Genomic DNA, 17,821 nt, shown 5'->3' with positions numbered 1-17,821 from the left:
GTAGCAGGCGCAAGCCGCGCCTGGAAAAGGAGGACAGTGATGAAGCAACTGCGCATCGGCCTGATCGGCGACAGGGACGACAGCATCACCGCACACCGTGCCAATCCCCACGCCCTGGAACTCGCCGCCCGGGCCACCGGCCGCGCCGTGGAAGGCATCTGGCTGGCGACCGAGCGCCTCGGTGAACACAACCTCGACGATTTCGACGGTCTCTGGTGCGTGCCCGGCAGTCCATACCGCGACACCGACGCGGTGCTATTGGCCATTGCCCACGCGCGATGCAACGCCCTGCCCTTTCTCGGTACCTGCGGCGGCTTCCAGTACGCACTGCTGGAGCACGCGCGCAACGTCCTCGGCTGGGCCGACGCCGAGCATGCCGAAACCCATCCGGATGCCGCCCGCACAGTCATCAGTCCCCTGCCCTGTGCCATGCGGGAAACCCTGGAGCGGGTGGAACTGCGTGCCGATTCGCGTCTGGCGGCGGCTTACGGCGCCCAGGAAACCTTCGAAGGCTATTTCTGCGGCTACGGCCTGAACCCCGCCTTTGGCGAGCAACTGACCCAGGGCCCCCTGAAGGTCGCGGCCACCGATGCTGCCGGCGCGGTACGAGCCATGGAGCTGGACGGCCACCCCTTCTTCATCGCCACCCTGTTCCAGCCGGAACGCGCCGCGCTGATCGGCCGCCTGCCACCGCTGGTGCACGCCTTCGTCAATGCCTGCCAGGAGAACGCCCGATGATTGCCCCGACGCCGGAGCCGCCCTACTACGCGGTGATATTCACCTCACTGCGCAGTGAGACCGAGCAGGACTATGCCACCACCGCCGAGCGCATGCTGGAACTGGCGCGCGACCAACCCGGTTTCCTCGGTGTGGAGTCCGCACGCGGCGCCGACGGGCTGGGGATAACGGTGTCCTACTGGCGCAGCGAGGACGACATTCGCAACTGGCGCATCCAGGCGGAGCACCGGGAAGCCCAGCGGCGCGGGCGCGAAGAGTGGTACCGCGCGTTTCGTACCCGCGTGGCCCACGTCGGGCGGGAGTACGGCAAGGCCTGAGTGCAGCGCCTGACGGGAAGTCAGGCTGCGCGCGGCGAGTCCAGCACCAGCTCCTGAGCAGCATCGCGCTTGAGCAGCGCATACAGCACGCCGGTCAGCAGGCTGCCGGCGACTATCGCCAACAGGTAGAGCAGCGCGTGGTTGATGGCGTTGGGGATCAGCAGCACGAACAGGCCGCCGTGGGGCGCCATCAGCTTGCAGCCGAAATACATGGACAGCGCGCCGGTCAGGGCACCGCCGGCGATGCTGGCCGGGATCACCCGCAGCGGGTCCTTGGCGGCGAACGGAATGGCGCCTTCGGAAATGAAGCACAGGCCGAGCACCAGCGCCGCCTTGCCCGCCTCGCGTTCGCCCTGGGCGAACTTGCGGCGCATCAGCAAGGTGGCGATGCCCATACCGATGGGCGGCACCATCCCGGCCGCCATGGTGGCGGCCATCGGCGCGTAGCTCTGCGAGGCCAGCAGCCCCACGGAGAACGCGTACGCGGCCTTGTTGATCGGGCCACCGAGGTCGACGCACATCATCCCGCCCAGCAACAGGCCGAGGAGGATGGCGTTGGACGTGCCCATGTTGTCGAGGAAGTGGGTGAGGCTGGCGAGCATCCCCGCCACCGGCTTGCCCACCACGTAGATCATCACCAGGCCGGTGAACAGGCTGGAGAGCAGCGGGATGATCAGGATCGGCTTCAGCGCTTCGACGCTCTGCGGCAAGTTCAGGTGGCGGTTGATCGCCCGTGCCGAATAGCCAGCGAGAAAGCCCGCGACTATGCCGCCGATGAAACCGGCGCCCAGGGTGCTCGCCAGCAGGCCGCCGATCATGCCCGGCGCCAGGCCCGGACGGTCGGCGATGGAATAGGCGATGTAGCCGGCCAGCAGCGGCACCATCAGTTTGAACGCCGCGTCGCCGCCAATCTGCATCAGTGCAGCGGCGAGGGTGCCCTGCTCCTTGAATGCCTCGATGCCGAAGACGAAGGACAGGGCGATCAGCAGGCCGCCCGCTACCACCATCGGCAGCATGTAGGAGACGCCGGTGAGCAGGTGCTTGTAAGCCCCCTTGGGTTCGGCCTTGGCCTTGCCCGCCTGGGCGTCGGCACCAGTCTTGGTCTCCAGCAGCTGGCCTTCGCTCAAGGCGCGCTTGAGGGTGGCTTCGGATTGCTTGAGGGCAACCCCGGTGCCGCAACGAAAGACCCTCTTGCCAGCGAAACGGGCCGTGTCCACCTCGATATCGGTAGCCAGCAGCACCGCATCGGCGGCGGCGATGGCTTCGGGCGTCAGCGGATCACGGGCGCCCACCGAGCCCTGGGTTTCCACCTGGAGATCGATACCCAGACGCTGGGCCGACTGCTTCAACGCCTCGGCCGCCATGAAGGTGTGTGCCACCCCGGTCGGGCAGGCGGTGACGGCGACGATACGCGGTCGGGAAGCAACGGCGGCGAGCTGTGCTTCGGCGTGCTGTTCGCGGGCATCGACGGCAGCGCGCAGGAGGAAGGATTCGCTATCGCGCAGGGCCTCGGCGGGGCTGGCGATAAACAGGCGCTTACCGGCGAAGCGAGTCAGGTCCAGCTCCCCGCTCTTGACCACCAGCACCCAGTCGGCGGCTTCCAGGGTGGCGGCGGACAGCTGGTTTTCCGGGTGCTGCGGGTCCACGATCTCGACGCTGGTGCTCCAGCCCAGGCGCTGCGCGGCGGCATCCAGCAGGCGCGCACAGAGCACGCTGGTGACCATGCCATTGGGGCAGGCCGTGACTATGGCGAGTTTCATCGGGACACCTCTTGTTGTTCTTCCAGCGCCTGGACTTCTACGGCGCCTTCGAGCTGTTGCAGTTGCGCGGCATCGCTGATGCCGAAGCCCACCTGGGTCACCGCCTGGGCGGCAATGGCAGTGGCGTGGCGCAGGGTGCGGGCTGCCGGCCAGCCACTGTGCAGGCCGTGAACCATGCCGGCCAACAGGGAATCACCGGCGCCCACGGTGCTGGCCACGCTGACCCGCGGCGGCTGGGCATGCAGGGCGAGTCCGGGACCGAACCAGTTCACCCCGTCGGCCCCTTGGGAGATGACGACCTGTTCGATCCCCGATGCCTGTAGCCGGGCGGCCTCCTCGCGCTGCGCACTGACATCGGCCAGCGCCCGGCCGCAGAGTTCGCCCAGCTCATCGGTGTTCGGCTTGATCAGCCAGGGCACCGCGAGCAGGCCGGTGCGCAGGGCATCGCCACTGGTATCCAGCGCCACTTTCAAGCCATGGCCCTTGAGCCGTGTGATCAGCTCGGCAAGAAAAGCCGGTGCCACGCCTCGGGGCAGGCTGCCGGCCACCACGGCCAGCTCATGTCCCGGTGCAACGGTATCCAGCCGCGCCAGCAGCGCGGTCTGGGCGGTGGCGTCCACCATCGGGCCCGGGCCGTTGATGTCGGTGATGCGCCCATCGGCTTCCGCCAGTTTGATGTTGCTGCGGGTTTCCCCCGCCACGCGGATGAAGGCGTCGACGAAACCGCGCCGGGCGAACAACGCCTCGAAGGCTTCGGCGTTGTCCTCGCCGAGAAATCCCGAGACGGTCAACGAATGGCCGAGGTCGGCCAGCACCTGCGCCACGTTCACACCCTTGCCGGCAGCATGGCTGGCCTGGGCCAGGCTGCGGTTCACCTCGCCGGCTTCCAGACGGTCGAGGCGCAGGGTCAGGTCCAGCGCGGGGTTCAGGGTAATGGTCAGAATGCGGGCCATCAGAAACGCTCCGCCAGTTCGCGAACTGCCGCCGCGCTTTCCAGGCCCAGTGCGCTTTCGGCCAGCTCACGGGCGGCGCTGAGGTTGAACTCGCGCACCCGCGCCTTGACCTCGGCGATGCCGCTGGCGGACAGGCTCAACTCGTCCACGCCCAGCCCCACCAGCAGCGGCACAGCCAGAGGGTCGCCGGCCAGTTCGCCACATACGCCCACCCATTTGCCCTCGGCATGGGCCGCCCGCACGGTGAGGGCGATCAGTTGCAGCACGGCCGGATGCAGGCCGTCGGCCTGGGCGGACAGCGTTGGGTGGCCCCGGTCGATGGCCAGGCAGTATTGGGTCAGGTCGTTGGTGCCGATGCTGAAGAAGTCCACCTCGCGGGCCAGCACGGGGGCGATCAGGGCCGCCGACGGCACTTCAACCATGATCCCCAGTTGGAGGTCGGCCTGGGGAATCTCCGCGGCTACCTTCAGGGCCATCTCGCGGGCCTGACGCCACTCTTCGACAGTGCCGACCATGGGGAACATGATGCGCAACGGCCGCCCTTCGCTGGCACGCATCAGCGCGCGCAACTGGGTTTCCATCAGCTTCGGGCGCTGCAGGGTCAGGCGCACGCCGCGCACACCGAGGAAGGGGTTTTCCTCTTCCGCGACGGGCCAGTACGGCAAGGGCTTGTCGCCACCGACATCCAGCGTGCGGGCTACCAGCGGGCGACCGTCGAGTGCGTCGAACACCCGGCGGTACTCCGTTTCCTGGGTCGCCAGGTCCGGCGCCTGTGGGTGGGCCATGAAGATGAACTCGGTGCGCAGCAGCCCGACGCCTTCCGCACCTTGCGCCACCGCCTTGGCGGCGCCTGCGCAGTCGCCCAGGTTGGCGCAGATTTCCACCCGATGGCCGTCGTGGGTCAGCGCCGGCTCCTGCTTGTGCACGTCGGCCAGTTGCAGGCGGTGCTGACGCCCTTCCTGCTCCTGGCGGGCGCGCTGCAGTTGCTCGGCATCCGGAGCCACGACCAGCCGGCCGCGTTGGCCATCCAACAGCAAGGGCGTGCGCGGCTCCAACAGCAACACACCGGCACCAGCCCCCACCAGCGCTGGAATGCCCAGCGCACGGGCGACGATGGCGCTGTGGGAGGTAGCGCCGCCACGGGCGGTGAGGATGCCGGCCACGCGGTCACGGTCCAGGCGCGCCACGTCGGACGGCGCCATTTCGTCCATCACCAGGATGTAGGGTTCGTCCGGCTCATGCGCGTCGTCCACGCCGCAGAGCTGGGCCAGCACCCGGCGACCGATGTCCCGCAGGTCGGCGGCACGTTCGGCCAGCAGCGCATCGTGCAGGCTTTCCTGCTGGGTCGCGGCGCCCTCCACCACCGTCATCCAGGCGGCAGCGGCGCTTTCGCCCTGCTTGAGGCGGGCATCCACCTCGTCGCCGAGTTCCGGGTCGGTGAGCATTTCCAGGTGGGTGGTGAAGATCTCGCGGACGGCTTTCGCCTCGCTGCGCAGCACCAGCGCCTCGATCTCGCCGTGCACGTGGTCGATGGCCTGCTGCAGGCGCTCACGCTCGACGCCGGGGGACTCGCCGCGCAGCGGATAGTCGAATTCCTGCTGCCGATGCATGTGCGCAGGACCCACGGCGATGCCGGGCGCAGCAGATACCGCCTGAAGCTGGCTGCCGGACGCGGGGGCGACGATGGGGGGTGCCGCCGGCTCGTCTTCCGGCATGGCTTGTACGTTGACCGGCAAAGGCTCGACCTCTTCGCCCAGACCCTGTTCGATGGCGGCTTTCAGCGCCGGCAAGGCAGCGTCCGCGATAGCCGGTTCGGCGATGATTTCGATGATCTGGCCACGGCGAATACCCAGGCCCAGGAGCTTGCTCAGGCTCTTGGCGGACACGGCAGCCGTGGCGCTGTCGGCGAGCCGCAGACGAATCTCGCCCTCGAAGGTCTTGGCCAGTTGCGCCAGTTCCTTGGCCGGCCGCGCGTGCAAGCCGTGGGCGTTGGGCAGTGGCAGGCGCACGCTGGGCCAGTCGGGCTGGAGCTCTCCGCCCAGCACCTCGAGTACGGCACGACGTTGAGTGGCACGGGCGAGCTCGCGGCCACGCCCCTCTATCAACAGCGCACAGAGGCGTTCCAGCAGGGCCAGGTGGGCGTCGCCCAGGCTGGCCAGGCAGAACAGGCCGTTGAGGGGCTGGTCGAGATAGCGCAGGGGCTTGTCCGGCGTCAGATAAGCCAGGCCGGGGCGTTGCACCGCCTGGTCGCTGTGCAGCCACCAGAGCCCATCGCCCAACGGCAGTGGTTCGCCCTGCAGCAAGGCGGCGGCAAAGCCACCCTCCACGCATTCGGCGCGACGCAGCAGGCGCGCGGCTTGCAGCACCAGCTCGTCATAGTCGTCCACCGCCAGGCCAAGGCCGATCAGCTGATCGTCCAGCGCCAGCTCCTGGGGAGCGCCTTGCAGCAGCTTGAGGATGTCTTCCGGAGTTTGCGCCTGGCGCAGTTCGCTGCCGAGGTCTGCTTCACCCAGCGCACGGGTGAGGATCTGCAGAAGGCGCAGGTGTTCATCGGATTTGGCGGCGATGCCGATGGCGAGGTAAACGATCTGTCCACCGCCCCAGTCGACGCCCTCGGGGAACTGCATCAGGCGCACGCCGGTGTTGAAAACCAGCTCGCGGGTTTGCGGTGTGCCATGGGGAATGGCGATGCCCTGGCCGAGGAAGGTGGAGCCCTGGGTTTCGCGAGCCTCGAGGCCGGCGAGGTATCCCGCCGCTACCAGGCCATCGCCCTCGAGCCGCTCGGCCAGCATGCGCAACGCACACGCCTTGTCCGCCGCGACCAGGCCCATGGAAATCTGCCCTGCGGTCAGTTCGAGCATCGCATCACCTCTTCGGGCCTTGCGCCCTTCTTATCGTTGTCAGCCATCAGCAGCGTCACCGAACGTCGATTGGATCGGTTAAAGCGTAGACAGAACGCATGCTGAATCGTTTCACTAAACTGAGCTGGCACGTTACTCGATAATCTTCGGTTCTTGAAGCCCGCCCGATGAAACACATCCGCATAACAGGAGTCGTGAACTTGAAACTCAGCGATATCGCCCGCCTGGCCGGTGTTTCGGTGACCACCGCCAGTTACGTGATCAACGGCAAGGCCGAGCAGAAGCGCATCAGCCCGGCCACCGTGGAACGCGTACAGGCGGTGGTGGACGAGCATGGTTTCAAGCCCAATCCCCAGGCCGCCGGCCTGCGCAGCCGGCAGACGCGCACCCTCGGTTTCATCCTTCCGGACCTGGAAAACCCCAGCTACGCCCGACTCGCCAAGCTGCTCGAACAGGGCGCGCGGGCACGGGGCTATCAGTTGCTGATCGCCAGTTCCGACGACGAGCCGGACAGCGAACGGCAACTGCTCAAGCTGTTCCGCGCCCGGCGCTGCGATGCGCTGATAGTCGCCAGTTGCCTGCCGCCGGGCGATGACAGCCTCGCCCGGCTGCTGGACGAAGGATTGCCGGTGATCGCCGTCGACCGGGTGCGCGATCCGGCGCGCTTCTGTGCCGTGGTCAGCGATGACCGCCAGGCCTGCCTGCAACTCACACGCAGCCTGCTGAACCCCGCCCCTCGACGCGTCGCCCTGCTCGGTGCGCGGCCGGACCTGCCCATCAGCGCCGAACGCAGCGCGGGCTTTCATGACGCCCTGAAAGGGCTCAAGTGCGAAGTGCTGGAACTCCAGGGCGAGGATTTCAGCCGCGAGTGCGGCCAGCGCCTGATGGCCGACCTGCTGCAACGGGGCGAGCTGCCCGATGTACTGATCACCACCGCCTACGTCCTGCTGGCCGGTGTACTGGATGCCCTGCGCGAACACGGTGACTGGCCCGAACGCATGCGCGTGGGCACCTTCGGTGACACCCAGTTGCTGGACTTCCTGCCGCTAGCGGTGAACTCCATGTACCAACAGCACGAGCTGATCGCTGACCAGGTGCTCGCGCTCGCGCTGAATGCCGTCGAGCGCGAGGTTTACGAGCCGGGGGTACGTGGCGTGGCGCGGAAGTTGAAGCAGCGGATCGCCCTGTAGGAGCGAGCTTGCTCGCGAAAACAGCGCCGGAAGAGCTTCGCGGGCAAGAACTGGGCGTCCCCCCCCGCTCCTACAACCCCCCAGACCGCCAGCTCGCCCTCAGCCGCTGAACGCGCTGGCGCGGTAATCCCGTGGCGACTGCTCGAAGTGTTTCTTGAAGGTCCGACTGAAATGCGCCGAATCGGTAAAGCCCCAACGGAACGCGATGTCGGTGATGGAGTCGCTACGCAGACGGGGATTGGCGAGGTCGGCAGCGCTGCGTTTCAGACGGGCGCGCTGGATGAACCGGCAGACACTGTCGCCTTGATCCTCGAAGAGCCGGTAGAGCTGGCGTACGGAGATATTCAACTGTTTAGCCAACGACAGAGGCGTCAACCCAGGTTCTGACAGGGACTGGTCGATCAATTGCTGGGCCATGCTGCGCAGACCGCCGTTGTGGCAACCATCCATTTCGCTGACGGTTTGTCCTGGCTGCTGGCGCAATGTGGGCGCCAGCAGGGCAATAAGTGCTTCCTGCAGGGCTTCGCCCTCCTCCAGTGCGGCGTAATTGTCCAGTTCGCCGCCGCATATCTGCTCCACCAGGGTACGCAGCACGCGTCCACTGGCGCAGTGCTGGGAAAGCTTGCCGAACTTCGGTCGCCCGTCCGGCATGTGCCGGCAGACATCTTCGCGAGACAGATGGAAGGACGCATGCTCGATCAGGCCATGGGGCAAGATCTCGCAAGCGCGCGCCGAATCCATCAGCGCCATCTCGCCGGGTGCGAGCTCGATGCTTTCGTCGTTCTGGCGCAACTGGGCACGCCCGCTGCGCTGGACAATCAGAAAACAGTGGCGGTCGTCGTCGTGATCGATGGAGGTGCGTTGCCGGCTGATCATTCCGGCGTTGGTGCGAATCTGCGCCACTTCCAGGCCCGAAAGGTCCTGACGGGCTATTTCACCGATGAACAGGTCATGACTGAGTGCTGGGCGCGACTCGAATCGGCCGCAGACACCTTGCAGGGAACGGAGCCAGGAATCGAAATCATGGGAGCGGACAGCTTGGGCAACCATCGGGAACCTCCAGATCGGCTGACGCCACATTGTTGTTATGGCGACATTATTAACATGTTATCTATTTTTCCGGCAAGGGTGCTGCCGGGCTCAAACAGATCGTTAATGCCCAATCAAGAGGTGTACCCGTCCAGTTCTTTCAGGATTTGCCGAGAACGTCCTTGAACGCATGGAGCGCCTGCAGCAGGCATTGCCGCTGTTCAGGAACGAGGCGGATGTAACGACGGAAGCCAGGCATGCGGTTGACCACCTCGCTAGCGCCGATGTGCTCCAGGCGGACCGTCCACTGCCGCCCTTCCCGTTCGATCAGCAGCCGCTTGAAATCCAGCGGCATCAGGGCCGCCAGTAATGCCGGGTCGCCGCGTAGGCGGGCCAGCAGCCCGCTCAGGGCCTGCGAATCGCCTACGCGCACCTTGCAGGCGATTCCCTGGCGACGAACCGCGCCACAGTGGCTCAGTTCGATTCGCACCTGGCCGGCTCCGGTCGAAGGAACCTGCAGGACGAACTCGGTGAGTACCAGGTGCATGAGGAACTGCGCCTGGACCACTTCGCGAACCTCGAACACCAGCCCCCCGTCATCGCTGGAGAAGCGCATGACCGCACCCTCCAGCGCTTCGGCGCGCAGGCATTGGAGGTCCTGCATCACCTTCAGCAACGTCGCCCCCGGCCGGTAGCCGGGGGGCGGCCGCCGCCAGTACTCAGACAGGCTTGGAAACATGGCTGAAATGCTCCACGGCGTGGGCAACGGGTTCCTGGCTGAACTCCTTCTCCAGCACTTCTTCCACCGGCACCGGACGGAACGGATTGACCTTCTGTACGACCAGCGTCCAGAACAGCGCGTAAGCGGCGGTGAGGCCGAGCATCACAGCAAAGGGAATGTAGACGTCACGGGGGTTCATGCCCGGAGGAGTGATGTACCAGAGGCCGATGAGAATGCCGACGCTGGAGACGATTTGCGGCAGCGGGAACCAGGGCGAGCGATAGGCACGCGGCAGGTCCGGGCGACGGATGCGCAGCATCACTACCGACAGGGTCACCAGCAGGTAGGCGGTGCTCCAGGCACAGACCGCGGCCAGTACCAGATTGAAGATGTCATCGGTATTGCCACCCAGCCACCAGGCGTGAAGGCAGGGAATCGCAGCTGCCACGGCGATGCACAGCAGCGGCGTCTTGAAGCGTGGATGCAAATAGGTGAAGACCTTGGGCAGAGCGCCATCGACCGCCATGCCGTACATGATGCGCGGCAGACCGGCCATCAATGTGTTGATGGTGGCGGCACCGGCGAACAGGAAACCAATGCCCAGCCAGATCGGCCCGATATCGCCCATCACCGCCTGCGCGAACTGGGGAATGGCCATCGGCGTATCCAGCAGATGCACGCCGCTCGCTTCATCCAGCAGCACGTTTTCCACCTGGCGTTTCATGGCCGCGCCGTAGATGAACATGCAGGACGCCACACCCAGCAGGCCCAGGGCCATGGCGCGTGGCAGGGTCCAGGCCGAACGGCGCACCTCCGGAGCCAACGGAGTGACGAACTCGCAGCCGACGAACATGAACATCGCCATGCCCACCAGGGACAGGATGGTGGTGAGGTCGGTGCCGATCAGCGAGGCCCCGAACCAGCCGTCCAGCTCGACCTTGGGCGCGGCCAGGAGTCCGGCCACGCCGAAGATCATCAACGTCGTCCACATGCCGAAGGTGAGAATGACCTCCGCCTTGCTGAACACACTGATGCCAAAGGCGTTGAGGATGCCGAAGGTGATCACGAAGGCGACGCCCAGCAGCCAGGAACCACCGGCGGATTCGGCCAGGGTGTTGAGGTGTTCAAAGTTCACCAGGGCCATGATCCCCGAGAGGATGGTCTCGGCGGTGCCGGCGAACACGTGCACGATCAGGTAGGCGGAAATGGTGCCGGTGATGGCGAAGAAGCGTCCCATGCCGCAAGAGATATAGTCGTACACCGAACCGCTGGTGGGCAGGATCGATGCCGCCTCGGCGAAGGTGGTGGATTGCGCCAGCATCATCACGGCGGCGATCAGCATGGCCACGGCGAAGGCGCTGCCACCGATGCCGAAGCCCATGGTGGCGGTGAGGATCACCGGGCTCGCCATGATCAGTCCGATGGTGCTGGCGAGCGCGGTGGGGAATCCCACCGTGCCGCGATCCAGGTGTGCGGTGAGTCTTGCGTTGATGGACATGGTGGTGAACCTCGAAAGCGGATGTTGTCGTTGTTAGGGCTCAAGGCATGTAAATGGCCGGGCTCCACAAGGGCCCGGCTCGCCGCGGTGGGCGAAAGGTTTTCGGCGCGTCACCCGTATGGGCGCGCACCTGTCAGGGCTTTCAGTAGGCGATGCAGACCGACTTGCTCTCGGTGAAGGCTTCGATGGCGGCATGCCCCATCTCACGGCCGATGCCGGACTGCTTGAAGCCACCAAAGGGCATGGACGGGTCCAGCAGGTTGTGGGCGTTGACCCACACGGTGCCCGCCTTCAGTCGAGGAATCAGGCCCATCACCTGTTTCAGATCGTTGGACCAGATGCTGGCGGCCAGGCCGTAGGGAGAGTCGTTGGCCAACGTCACCACTTCATCGATGTCGTCGAAGGCGGTGGCGACCAGTACCGGACCGAAGATTTCCTCGCGCACCACCTGCATGTCCGGGCGCACGTTGGCGATCACCGTCGGCTTGACGAAGAAGCCCTGCTCGCCATGCGCCTCGCCGCCGCAAATGACGCTCGCGCCCTGGGCGCGGCCGCTGTCGATCATTCCCAGCACTCGGCGCTGCTGTTTGGCGGAAATCAGCGGGTTGACCTGCGCGCTCGGGTCCAGCCCCGGACCGATGCTCAGGGAGCCGGCGATACCGTGCAGGCGCTCCAGCACCTGGTCGAAGGATTTGCGTTGTACATAGAGGCGCGAACCTGCAGTGCAGACCTGGCCCTGGTTGAAGAAGATGGCGCTGGCGGCACCGGCGGCTGCGGTGTCGAGCGCGGTGTCGTCGAGCACGATTACCGGCGACTTGCCGCCCAGCTCCAGGGTGAAGCGCGTCATGTTCTCAACCGCCGCGTGGCCGATCATCTTCCCCACCGGGGTGGAGCCGGTGAATGCCAGCTTGTCGATCCCGGGATGGGCCGCCAGGGCGGCCCCCGCTTCGGCGCCCACACCCGTGACGATATTCACCACGCCGGCAGGAATGCCCGCCTCCAGGCACAACTGGCCCAGGCGCAGGGCGGTAAGCGGGGTTTCGTCGGCCGGCTTGAGCACCACGGTGCAGCCGCAGGCCAGGGCCGGAACGATCTTCCATAGGGCCATCATCAGCGGGAAGTTCCAGGGCACGATGGCGCCGACCACACCCACCGGCTCCGGCACCGTGTAGGCGCGGAACTTGCCACCGGGAATGGCGGCTATCGAGACATCCAGGCTCTTGCCCTCGATCTTGGTGGCCCAACCGGCCATGTAGCGGGTGAATTCCACCCCGGCGCCCACTTCGATGGCGCGCGACAGGTTGATGGACTTGCCATTGTTGAGGGTTTCCAGCTGCGCAAGTTCTTCGCCGTGGGCTTCCAGCAGGTCGGCGAGGTTCAGCAGCAGGCGTTCGCGATCTGCTGGGCGCTGGGCCGCCCAACTCCCCTCGAAGGCGCGCCGCGCGGCTGCCACCGCGAGATCCACGTCGGCCTTGCCGGCCACCGCCACACGCGCCAGTTCCTCACCGGTCGCAGGGTTGTGTACCGGCATCTGGGTGCCGGACAGCGCCGGGCGCGACTGGCCGTCGATCAACAGGCCGTGGTGGGCCTGGACAAAGGCAACCACGCGGGGGTCAAGGGCAATGCTCATCTCGGTTCCTCTTCTCGCTCGGCCGCCGGGGCGACCGGGTATCTCGGATAGTCGAGAAGCACTCTGCGCCAAGCCCTCGGCGCGATCTTGATCCTGGCTGCCGCCGGACTTGCCAATGGCTGCCAGGCGCGCTGGCAGGAAAAGGCAAGCGCGCTGGCAGGCAGGTGCAAGTATTCAGCGGCGGCTTGAGGCACAAATGGAGCCACGCAGCTTGCACCGATGCGCAGGCACCTTCCGTACCGGGCCTTGAGGAGAATTCACATGGCTACCCGCGACAACGCCTTCTGGCACCCCATGCTGCACCCCAACGAAATGAAGCAGCGCGAGCCCATCCGCATCCTCCGTGGCGAGGGCTGCTTCGTCTTCGATGACAAGGGCAATCGCCTGGTGGACGGCGTGGCGGGGCTGTGGAACGTCAACGTCGGCCACGGCCGCAAGGAGATCAAGGCTGCCATCACCGCCCAATTGGATGAACTGGAGTACTTCCAGGTGTTCGACGGCATCAGCCACCCGCGCGCCGAGGAACTGGCCGCGAAGGTGATCGGCATGCTGGAACCCGAAGGCATGCGCCGCGTGGCCTTCAGCTCTGGCGGCTCGGATGCGGTGGAGACTGCGCTGAAGCTGGCCCGCCAATACTGGAAGCTGCAGGGGCAGGCCGACCGCACCAAGTTCATCTCGCTGCGCCAGGGCTACCACGGCACCCACTTCGGTGGCGCCTCGGTCAACGGCAATACCGTATTCCGCCGCAACTACGAACCGCTGCTGCCGGGCTGCTTCCATGTCGACACGCCTTGGCTCTACCGCAACCCCTACAGCCAGGACCCGGAAGAACTGGGGCAAATCTGCGCCGACCTGCTGGAACGTGAAATCCAGTTCCAGAGCCCGGATACCGTCGCCGCCTTCATTGCCGAACCTATCCAGGGCGCGGGCGGGGTGATCGTGCCACCGGAGAACTACTGGCCGCTGATCCGCAAGGTCTGTGACAAGTACGGCGTGCTGCTGATCGCCGACGAGATCGTCACCGGCTTCGGCCGCTCCGGCTCCATGTTCGGCAGCCGCCTGTGGGGCGTGAAGCCCGACATCATGTGCCTGGCCAAAGGCATTTCTTCCGGCTACATCCCGCTGGGTGCCACGGTGGTCAACGAGCGCATCGAGCAGGCTTTCGCCAACAACGGCAACTTCACCGGCGCGATCATGCACGGCTACACCTACTCCGGGCACCCGGTGGCCTGCGCGGCGGGCCTGGCTAACCTGGAGATCGTCGAGAAGGAAAACCTGCCGGCCAACGCGGCGAAACAGGGCGACTACCTGCTCAAAAGCCTGGCCTCCTTCACCGAGCGCTTCGCCGCCGTGGGCGAAGTACGTGGCAAAGGCCTGATGGTGGCGCTGGACCTGGTAAGCGACAAAACCAGCCGCGAGCCCATCGATCCCATGGGCGGCTATGCCAACCGGGTTGCCGAAATCGCCCGCGCCAACGGCGTGATGGTCCGTCCGGTGGGTACCAAGATCATCCTGTCCCCGCCGCTGGTGATCGAGCAGGAGCAGCTCGATACCATCGTTAATGCCCTCGCGATAGGTTTCCAAGAGGCCCATCTGTAACCCTTCGGAGCGCGGCCCAGGCCGCGCTCCTCCGTTCTCGGAAGCAGCGCCATGCACGACGACTTCGGCCTGCACTGCCTGCACGCCTTCAGCCGGGTGGTCCCGGCCTCCTGCTTCGCCTTCTACCGGGTCGACCCGCAGCTGCGCGCCCACGACTTCCAGTTGCTGCGCATGGACGCCCGCACCCACCGCGACTACCTCGACCACTACCGCGATTTCGACCCGCTGCAGCCCGCCCTCTGCCGCGACGAACGCCGCGCCGTGGTGCCCCTGCGGGAAGCCATGGCGCGCCAGGCGAGAGATTCGCAGCGCATCTACCAGGGCTTCCTCGCCCGCCACGGCATCCGCGATGTGGTGGAGGTGATCGCCCATGATCACCAGCGGCCGGTAGTGGGCATCTCCCTGCTGCGCACCGGCAAGCTCTCGCCTTTCGATGCCGAAGAACTGCAGCGCCTCGACGGCCTGCGCGGTCTGCTGGACCTGGCCGTGCGCCAGCTACCGGAGGCGTCACCGGAGAGCGGAGCCCTCGCCGCCTTCACTCCACGAGAACAGGAAATCGCCCTGCTCCTGCGCGAAGGCTTGTGCAACAAGGACCTCGCCCGCCAACTGGATCTGGGACTGGCGACGGTCAAGACCCACCTTATCCACCTGTTCCGCAAGACCGGGGCGCGCAGCCGCACCGAGCTGGTGAGAAGGCTCTTCCCGTAGGTGCGTCGGGGATTGATACCGTTTCAAAGGAACAGAACACATGTGGGGGCGAATTCATTCGCCAAGGGCTGCGCAACAGCCCCCTGCGGACATCAAGGGCAGACCTGCGGTCTGCTCAGCGATTGAAATCGCCCCCACAGGAAAAGCAGTCCGTGCCCGCAAGGCGGTCCCGCCGGCAGGCCCCTCGACTCAAACCGACGAGAAGCAGTTATCCACAAAGAGATGCGCGCCGCTGACGAAGGACGCTTCATCCGATGCCAGGAACAACGCTGCGCGTGCCACTTCTTCCGGCTCGCACAGGCGACCCTGCTGCAATGAAATGGCTGCTTCGCTGGCATCCACGCCCATGGCCTGCAGCTCCTTCATCTCGCGAACACCATGAGCCGTGCGGATGAAGCCCGGCGCCACCGCGTTGCAGCGGATACCCCGGTCGCGGAACTCCACGGCGATGGCCCTGGCAAACATCTGGCAGGCGCCCTTGGTGGCGTTGTAGACCACCTCACCCGGGGTCGCGTACTCCGCCGAAATGGACGAAGTGCAAACGATGCTGCCCTTCCCCTTGGCAAGCATTTGCGGCAGCACGGCGCGGGTCATCAGGTACATGCTCTTGACGTTGACCGCCATCAGCCAATCCCACTCGTCCTCCTCCACATCGAGAAAGGGCTTCACGATCAGGGTGCCCGCGTGATTGAACAGCACATCCGCGCCGCCGAAAGCCGCCTCCGCTTTCGCCACGGCCGCCTTCACCTGGTCGGCCTTCGAAACATCAGCGCCAATACCGATCGCCTCGCCACCGGCAGCCTTGATCTGCTGGGCCAGATCCTCGGCGACATCACCGTTGCGGTCGATGATCACCACCCGGGCACCTTCAGCAGCGAACAAGCGACTGGCGGCTTCACCACAGCCACCCGCACCACCGCTGATGATGGCAACCTTGTCGAGCAGCCGGGGTCTTGCTAAGTGCATGGCGTACACCTCGTTTGCAGGGAGACGGTGAGACCAGCGTAGACCAGCCCGCTCCACCTTCCGGTTGATACCGCCCCTCCTCCTTCCCTCCCACCATTGGCCCATCCCCACCCAAGAGAGATGTGCCATGAACAACCAACCCGAATGGATCACCGTAGGCGCCCTGGCAGACGGTTTCGCCCCCGAAGCCTTCATCCTGCCCAACCTCGCAGACCTGGCCGGCCAGAGCTTCACCCTGCACTTCGAAAACGGCTGGCAGATCGAGCACCGCTTCAGCACCGGACAGCTCGCCTGGTCCCTGGCCGATAGCAGCGCGAGCGGCGAAGCGCCCTACCGCGCCACCTCCGTGCGCGAGGGCCTGTATCTGGTGGACTTTCTCAAGCAGGAAGACGGACGCACCGTCTCCGTCAGCCTGGTGCTGGATATCGTCAATGCAGCCTTCACCGCTGTGCTCGGCCGCATGCCCGGCGAGGTGGAGGTGCGTGGCGACCTGTTCAGCAAGGCGCTGACGGGTGACGAACTGACGTCGGTGAAAGCCGAATTCCACCATGGCAGCCTCGACCGTCCCTGGCAGCCGGGCGCTTGCCCCCACACCCTGACACGCGAACTGGTGGGCCTGCGCAACCTCTATCGATACAGCCCTACTGAGGTCTACGAACACATCTACCTCAACGAGAACTTCTACAGCTGGCAGTGCCTCAAGGGCGTCGAGCAGGGGCTGGCCGACACCGACCGATGCCACACTTTGAAGATCGCCGATTCGCTGTACCTGTTCGTCTGGCGCGAGAAGATCATCCCGACGCTCGGCCTGGTGCTGATCGACCTGGAGAACCATCGCAGCGACGGCAAGATCTTCGGCTATGCCAGTGGCGACTTCGGCGAGCTGTCGAACTTCCCGGTCAGCTCCCATTGCAGCGTGCTCAACCGCACCGAGTACCCGCAGTGAAGGGTCGCACCGTCCTTGTCACCGGCGCTGGCACGGGCATCGGTGCTGCCTGCGCGCGGCGCCTTGCCGGTGAGGGTTCGCAGTTGGTGCTGGTCGGGCGTCGCCGCGAGCCATTGGAAGCGGTGGCCCGTGAAACCGGTGGCCTGGTGCTAACGGGGGATGCCGCGAACAGTGGCGACTGGACGCGCTTCATCCCGGCCATCGTCGAACGCTTCGGCGGCCTCGACGGGGTGCTCGCCAATGCTGGCGGCCACGGCCTGGGCAGCGCCACCGAGACGAGCGAAGAGGACTGGCAGACGGCCATGCGCGCCAATCTGGACAGCGCCTTCCACACCGCTCGCGCCTGCCTGCCACTGCTGATCGATCGGCGTGGTGCCATGGTGCTGATGGCTTCGATTGCGGCCCTGGCCGCTGGGGAAAACGTCTGCGGCTATACCACCGCCAAGCACGCACTGATTGGCCTGACCCGCTCTTTGGCGCGGGACTATGGCCCACAGGGCGTGAGAGTGAACGCGATCTGCCCCGGCTGGGTCCGGACCCCCATGGCCGATGCGGAAATGCAGCCGTTGATGGATCAGCACGGCGAAAGCCTGGATGCGGCTTATGCCCGCGTCACCGCCGATGTGCCCCTGCGCCGCGCCGCCAACCCGGAGGAGATCGCCAGCGCGTGCCGTTTCCTGCTCTCGGACGACGCCTCCATCATCACCGGTGCCACCCTGGTGGCCGATGGCGGATCGAGCATCGTGGATGTACCGACCTTGGCCTTCGGGCGGCTGTAAGGCCGCTTCCTGCTTGCCCCAGTGGCGGGCCTTCGGCCCGCTTCGCGAATGAATTCGCTTGTATGGCCTAGGGTGAAACCTGTCGGGGGCGGAGGGACCGAATTTGCTTCTGCTAGCCAGACTGTG

General features: G+C 65.9%; 15 protein-coding genes. 7 read left to right on the top strand and 8 right to left on the bottom strand.

What is annotated here, in order from left to right:
* The first annotated feature begins 39 nt into the window (after positions 1–39).
* Positions 40–738 (top strand): CTP synthase C-terminal region-related (seleno)protein, encoded by a 699-nt coding sequence (locus MnOB_RS18660; RefSeq protein ID WP_077525724.1) that lies wholly within the window; start codon positions 40–42, stop codon positions 736–738.
* The gene (locus MnOB_RS18655) at positions 735–1,055 is read left to right on the top strand and encodes an antibiotic biosynthesis monooxygenase family protein (protein ID WP_077525723.1); all 321 of its coding nucleotides are present in this window, start codon (positions 735–737) and stop codon (positions 1,053–1,055) included. Before MnOB_RS18660 ends, MnOB_RS18655 begins: the two co-directional genes overlap by 4 nt.
* Positions 1,056–1,075: 20 nt before the next feature.
* Here MnOB_RS18655 and MnOB_RS18650 read toward each other — a convergent pair whose 3' ends face one another.
* From MnOB_RS18650 to ptsP, 3 genes are read right to left on the bottom strand one after another with little or no spacing between them, the layout of a single operon-like run.
* The gene (locus MnOB_RS18650) at positions 1,076–2,815 is read right to left on the bottom strand and encodes a PTS fructose-like transporter subunit IIB (protein ID WP_077525722.1); all 1,740 of its coding nucleotides are present in this window, start codon (positions 2,813–2,815) and stop codon (positions 1,076–1,078) included.
* Positions 2,812–3,768, bottom strand: a complete 957-nt coding sequence (gene pfkB / locus MnOB_RS18645) for a 1-phosphofructokinase (protein WP_077525721.1) — start codon at positions 3,766–3,768, stop codon at positions 2,812–2,814. Before pfkB ends, MnOB_RS18650 begins: the two co-directional genes overlap by 4 nt.
* Complete coding sequence (gene ptsP / locus MnOB_RS18640) at positions 3,768–6,629, bottom strand: phosphoenolpyruvate--protein phosphotransferase (protein ID WP_077525720.1); 2,862 nt, start codon at positions 6,627–6,629, stop codon at positions 3,768–3,770. The genes pfkB and ptsP overlap by 1 nt, the downstream gene beginning before the upstream one ends.
* A gap of 200 nt (positions 6,630–6,829) precedes the next feature.
* On the opposite strand from ptsP, the gene cra reads away from it, so the two are divergent.
* Positions 6,830–7,819 carry a catabolite repressor/activator gene (gene cra, locus MnOB_RS18635; RefSeq protein WP_077525719.1) on the top strand — a complete coding sequence of 330 codons (990 nt, stop codon included), beginning with the start codon at positions 6,830–6,832 and terminating at the stop codon, positions 7,817–7,819.
* Positions 7,820–7,918: 99 nt separating this feature from the next.
* Here cra and feaR read toward each other — a convergent pair whose 3' ends face one another.
* From feaR to MnOB_RS18615, 4 genes are all read right to left on the bottom strand, one after another.
* Entirely contained in the window at positions 7,919–8,869 is a 951-nt protein-coding gene (gene feaR / locus MnOB_RS18630) for a transcriptional regulator FeaR (protein ID WP_077525718.1), read from the bottom strand.
* Positions 8,870–9,008: 139 nt separating this feature from the next.
* Positions 9,009–9,587: a DUF3156 family protein gene (locus tag MnOB_RS18625; RefSeq protein WP_077525717.1), complete on the bottom strand. Its 579-nt coding sequence runs from the start codon at positions 9,585–9,587 to the stop codon at positions 9,009–9,011.
* Positions 9,568–11,067 carry an APC family permease gene (locus MnOB_RS18620; protein WP_077525716.1) on the bottom strand — a complete coding sequence of 500 codons (1,500 nt, stop codon included), beginning with the start codon at positions 11,065–11,067 and terminating at the stop codon, positions 9,568–9,570. Before MnOB_RS18620 ends, MnOB_RS18625 begins: the two co-directional genes overlap by 20 nt.
* A gap of 142 nt (positions 11,068–11,209) precedes the next feature.
* Complete coding sequence (locus tag MnOB_RS18615; protein ID WP_077525715.1) at positions 11,210–12,697, bottom strand: aldehyde dehydrogenase family protein; 1,488 nt, start codon at positions 12,695–12,697, stop codon at positions 11,210–11,212.
* Between the two features lie 261 nt (positions 12,698–12,958).
* Here MnOB_RS18615 and MnOB_RS18610 point away from each other — a divergent pair, with 261 nt between their 5' ends.
* Together MnOB_RS18610 and MnOB_RS18605 are read left to right on the top strand one after the other, a co-directional pair.
* Positions 12,959–14,296, top strand: coding sequence for an aspartate aminotransferase family protein (locus MnOB_RS18610; RefSeq protein ID WP_077525714.1), 1,338 nt, complete (start codon positions 12,959–12,961; stop codon positions 14,294–14,296).
* Between the two features lie 51 nt (positions 14,297–14,347).
* Entirely contained in the window at positions 14,348–15,004 is a 657-nt protein-coding gene (locus MnOB_RS18605; RefSeq protein WP_077525713.1) for a helix-turn-helix transcriptional regulator, read from the top strand.
* A 189-nt stretch (positions 15,005–15,193) separates the two neighbouring features.
* On the opposite strand, the gene MnOB_RS18600 is transcribed toward MnOB_RS18605, so the two are convergent.
* Complete coding sequence (locus MnOB_RS18600; RefSeq protein ID WP_077525712.1) at positions 15,194–15,970, bottom strand: SDR family NAD(P)-dependent oxidoreductase; 777 nt, start codon at positions 15,968–15,970, stop codon at positions 15,194–15,196.
* A gap of 127 nt (positions 15,971–16,097) precedes the next feature.
* Here MnOB_RS18600 and MnOB_RS18595 point away from each other — a divergent pair, with 127 nt between their 5' ends.
* Both MnOB_RS18595 and MnOB_RS18590 read left to right on the top strand, forming a co-directional pair.
* Entirely contained in the window at positions 16,098–16,916 is an 819-nt protein-coding gene (locus MnOB_RS18595) for a molybdenum cofactor biosynthesis F family protein (protein ID WP_077525711.1), read from the top strand.
* Positions 16,913–17,695, top strand: coding sequence for an SDR family NAD(P)-dependent oxidoreductase (locus tag MnOB_RS18590; RefSeq protein ID WP_077525710.1), 783 nt, complete (start codon positions 16,913–16,915; stop codon positions 17,693–17,695). The genes MnOB_RS18595 and MnOB_RS18590 overlap by 4 nt, the downstream gene beginning before the upstream one ends.
* Positions 17,696–17,821 lie beyond the last annotated feature (126 nt).

The sequence above is a fragment of the Metapseudomonas resinovorans genome, from assembly GCF_002003485.1.
GTDB classification, from domain to species: Bacteria; Pseudomonadota; Gammaproteobacteria; order Pseudomonadales; family Pseudomonadaceae; genus Metapseudomonas; species Metapseudomonas resinovorans_D.
The sequence above is the reverse complement of the archived record's forward strand: the minus strand, read 5'-3'. Positions and strand labels throughout refer to the sequence as shown.

Excerpts from the sequence above, each read along its gene's own strand:
- MnOB_RS18660 (WP_077525724.1), top strand. The coding sequence starts at position 40 with ATGAAGCAACTGCGCATCGGCCTGATCGGCGACAGGGACGACAGCATC.
- MnOB_RS18655 (WP_077525723.1), top strand. The coding sequence starts at position 735 with ATGATTGCCCCGACGCCGGAGCCGCCCTACTACGCGGTGATATTCACC.
- MnOB_RS18650 (WP_077525722.1), bottom strand. The coding sequence starts at position 2,815 with ATGAAACTCGCCATAGTCACGGCCTGCCCCAATGGCATGGTCACCAGC.
- pfkB (WP_077525721.1), bottom strand. The coding sequence starts at position 3,768 with ATGGCCCGCATTCTGACCATTACCCTGAACCCCGCGCTGGACCTGACC.
- ptsP (WP_077525720.1), bottom strand. The coding sequence starts at position 6,629 with ATGCTCGAACTGACCGCAGGGCAGATTTCCATGGGCCTGGTCGCGGCG.
- feaR (WP_077525718.1), bottom strand. The coding sequence starts at position 8,869 with ATGGTTGCCCAAGCTGTCCGCTCCCATGATTTCGATTCCTGGCTCCGT.
- MnOB_RS18625 (WP_077525717.1), bottom strand. The coding sequence starts at position 9,587 with ATGTTTCCAAGCCTGTCTGAGTACTGGCGGCGGCCGCCCCCCGGCTAC.
- MnOB_RS18620 (WP_077525716.1), bottom strand. The coding sequence starts at position 11,067 with ATGTCCATCAACGCAAGACTCACCGCACACCTGGATCGCGGCACGGTG.
- MnOB_RS18615 (WP_077525715.1), bottom strand. The coding sequence starts at position 12,697 with ATGAGCATTGCCCTTGACCCCCGCGTGGTTGCCTTTGTCCAGGCCCAC.
- MnOB_RS18610 (WP_077525714.1), top strand. The coding sequence starts at position 12,959 with ATGGCTACCCGCGACAACGCCTTCTGGCACCCCATGCTGCACCCCAAC.
- MnOB_RS18605 (WP_077525713.1), top strand. The coding sequence starts at position 14,348 with ATGCACGACGACTTCGGCCTGCACTGCCTGCACGCCTTCAGCCGGGTG.
- MnOB_RS18600 (WP_077525712.1), bottom strand. The coding sequence starts at position 15,970 with ATGCACTTAGCAAGACCCCGGCTGCTCGACAAGGTTGCCATCATCAGC.
- MnOB_RS18595 (WP_077525711.1), top strand. The coding sequence starts at position 16,098 with ATGAACAACCAACCCGAATGGATCACCGTAGGCGCCCTGGCAGACGGT.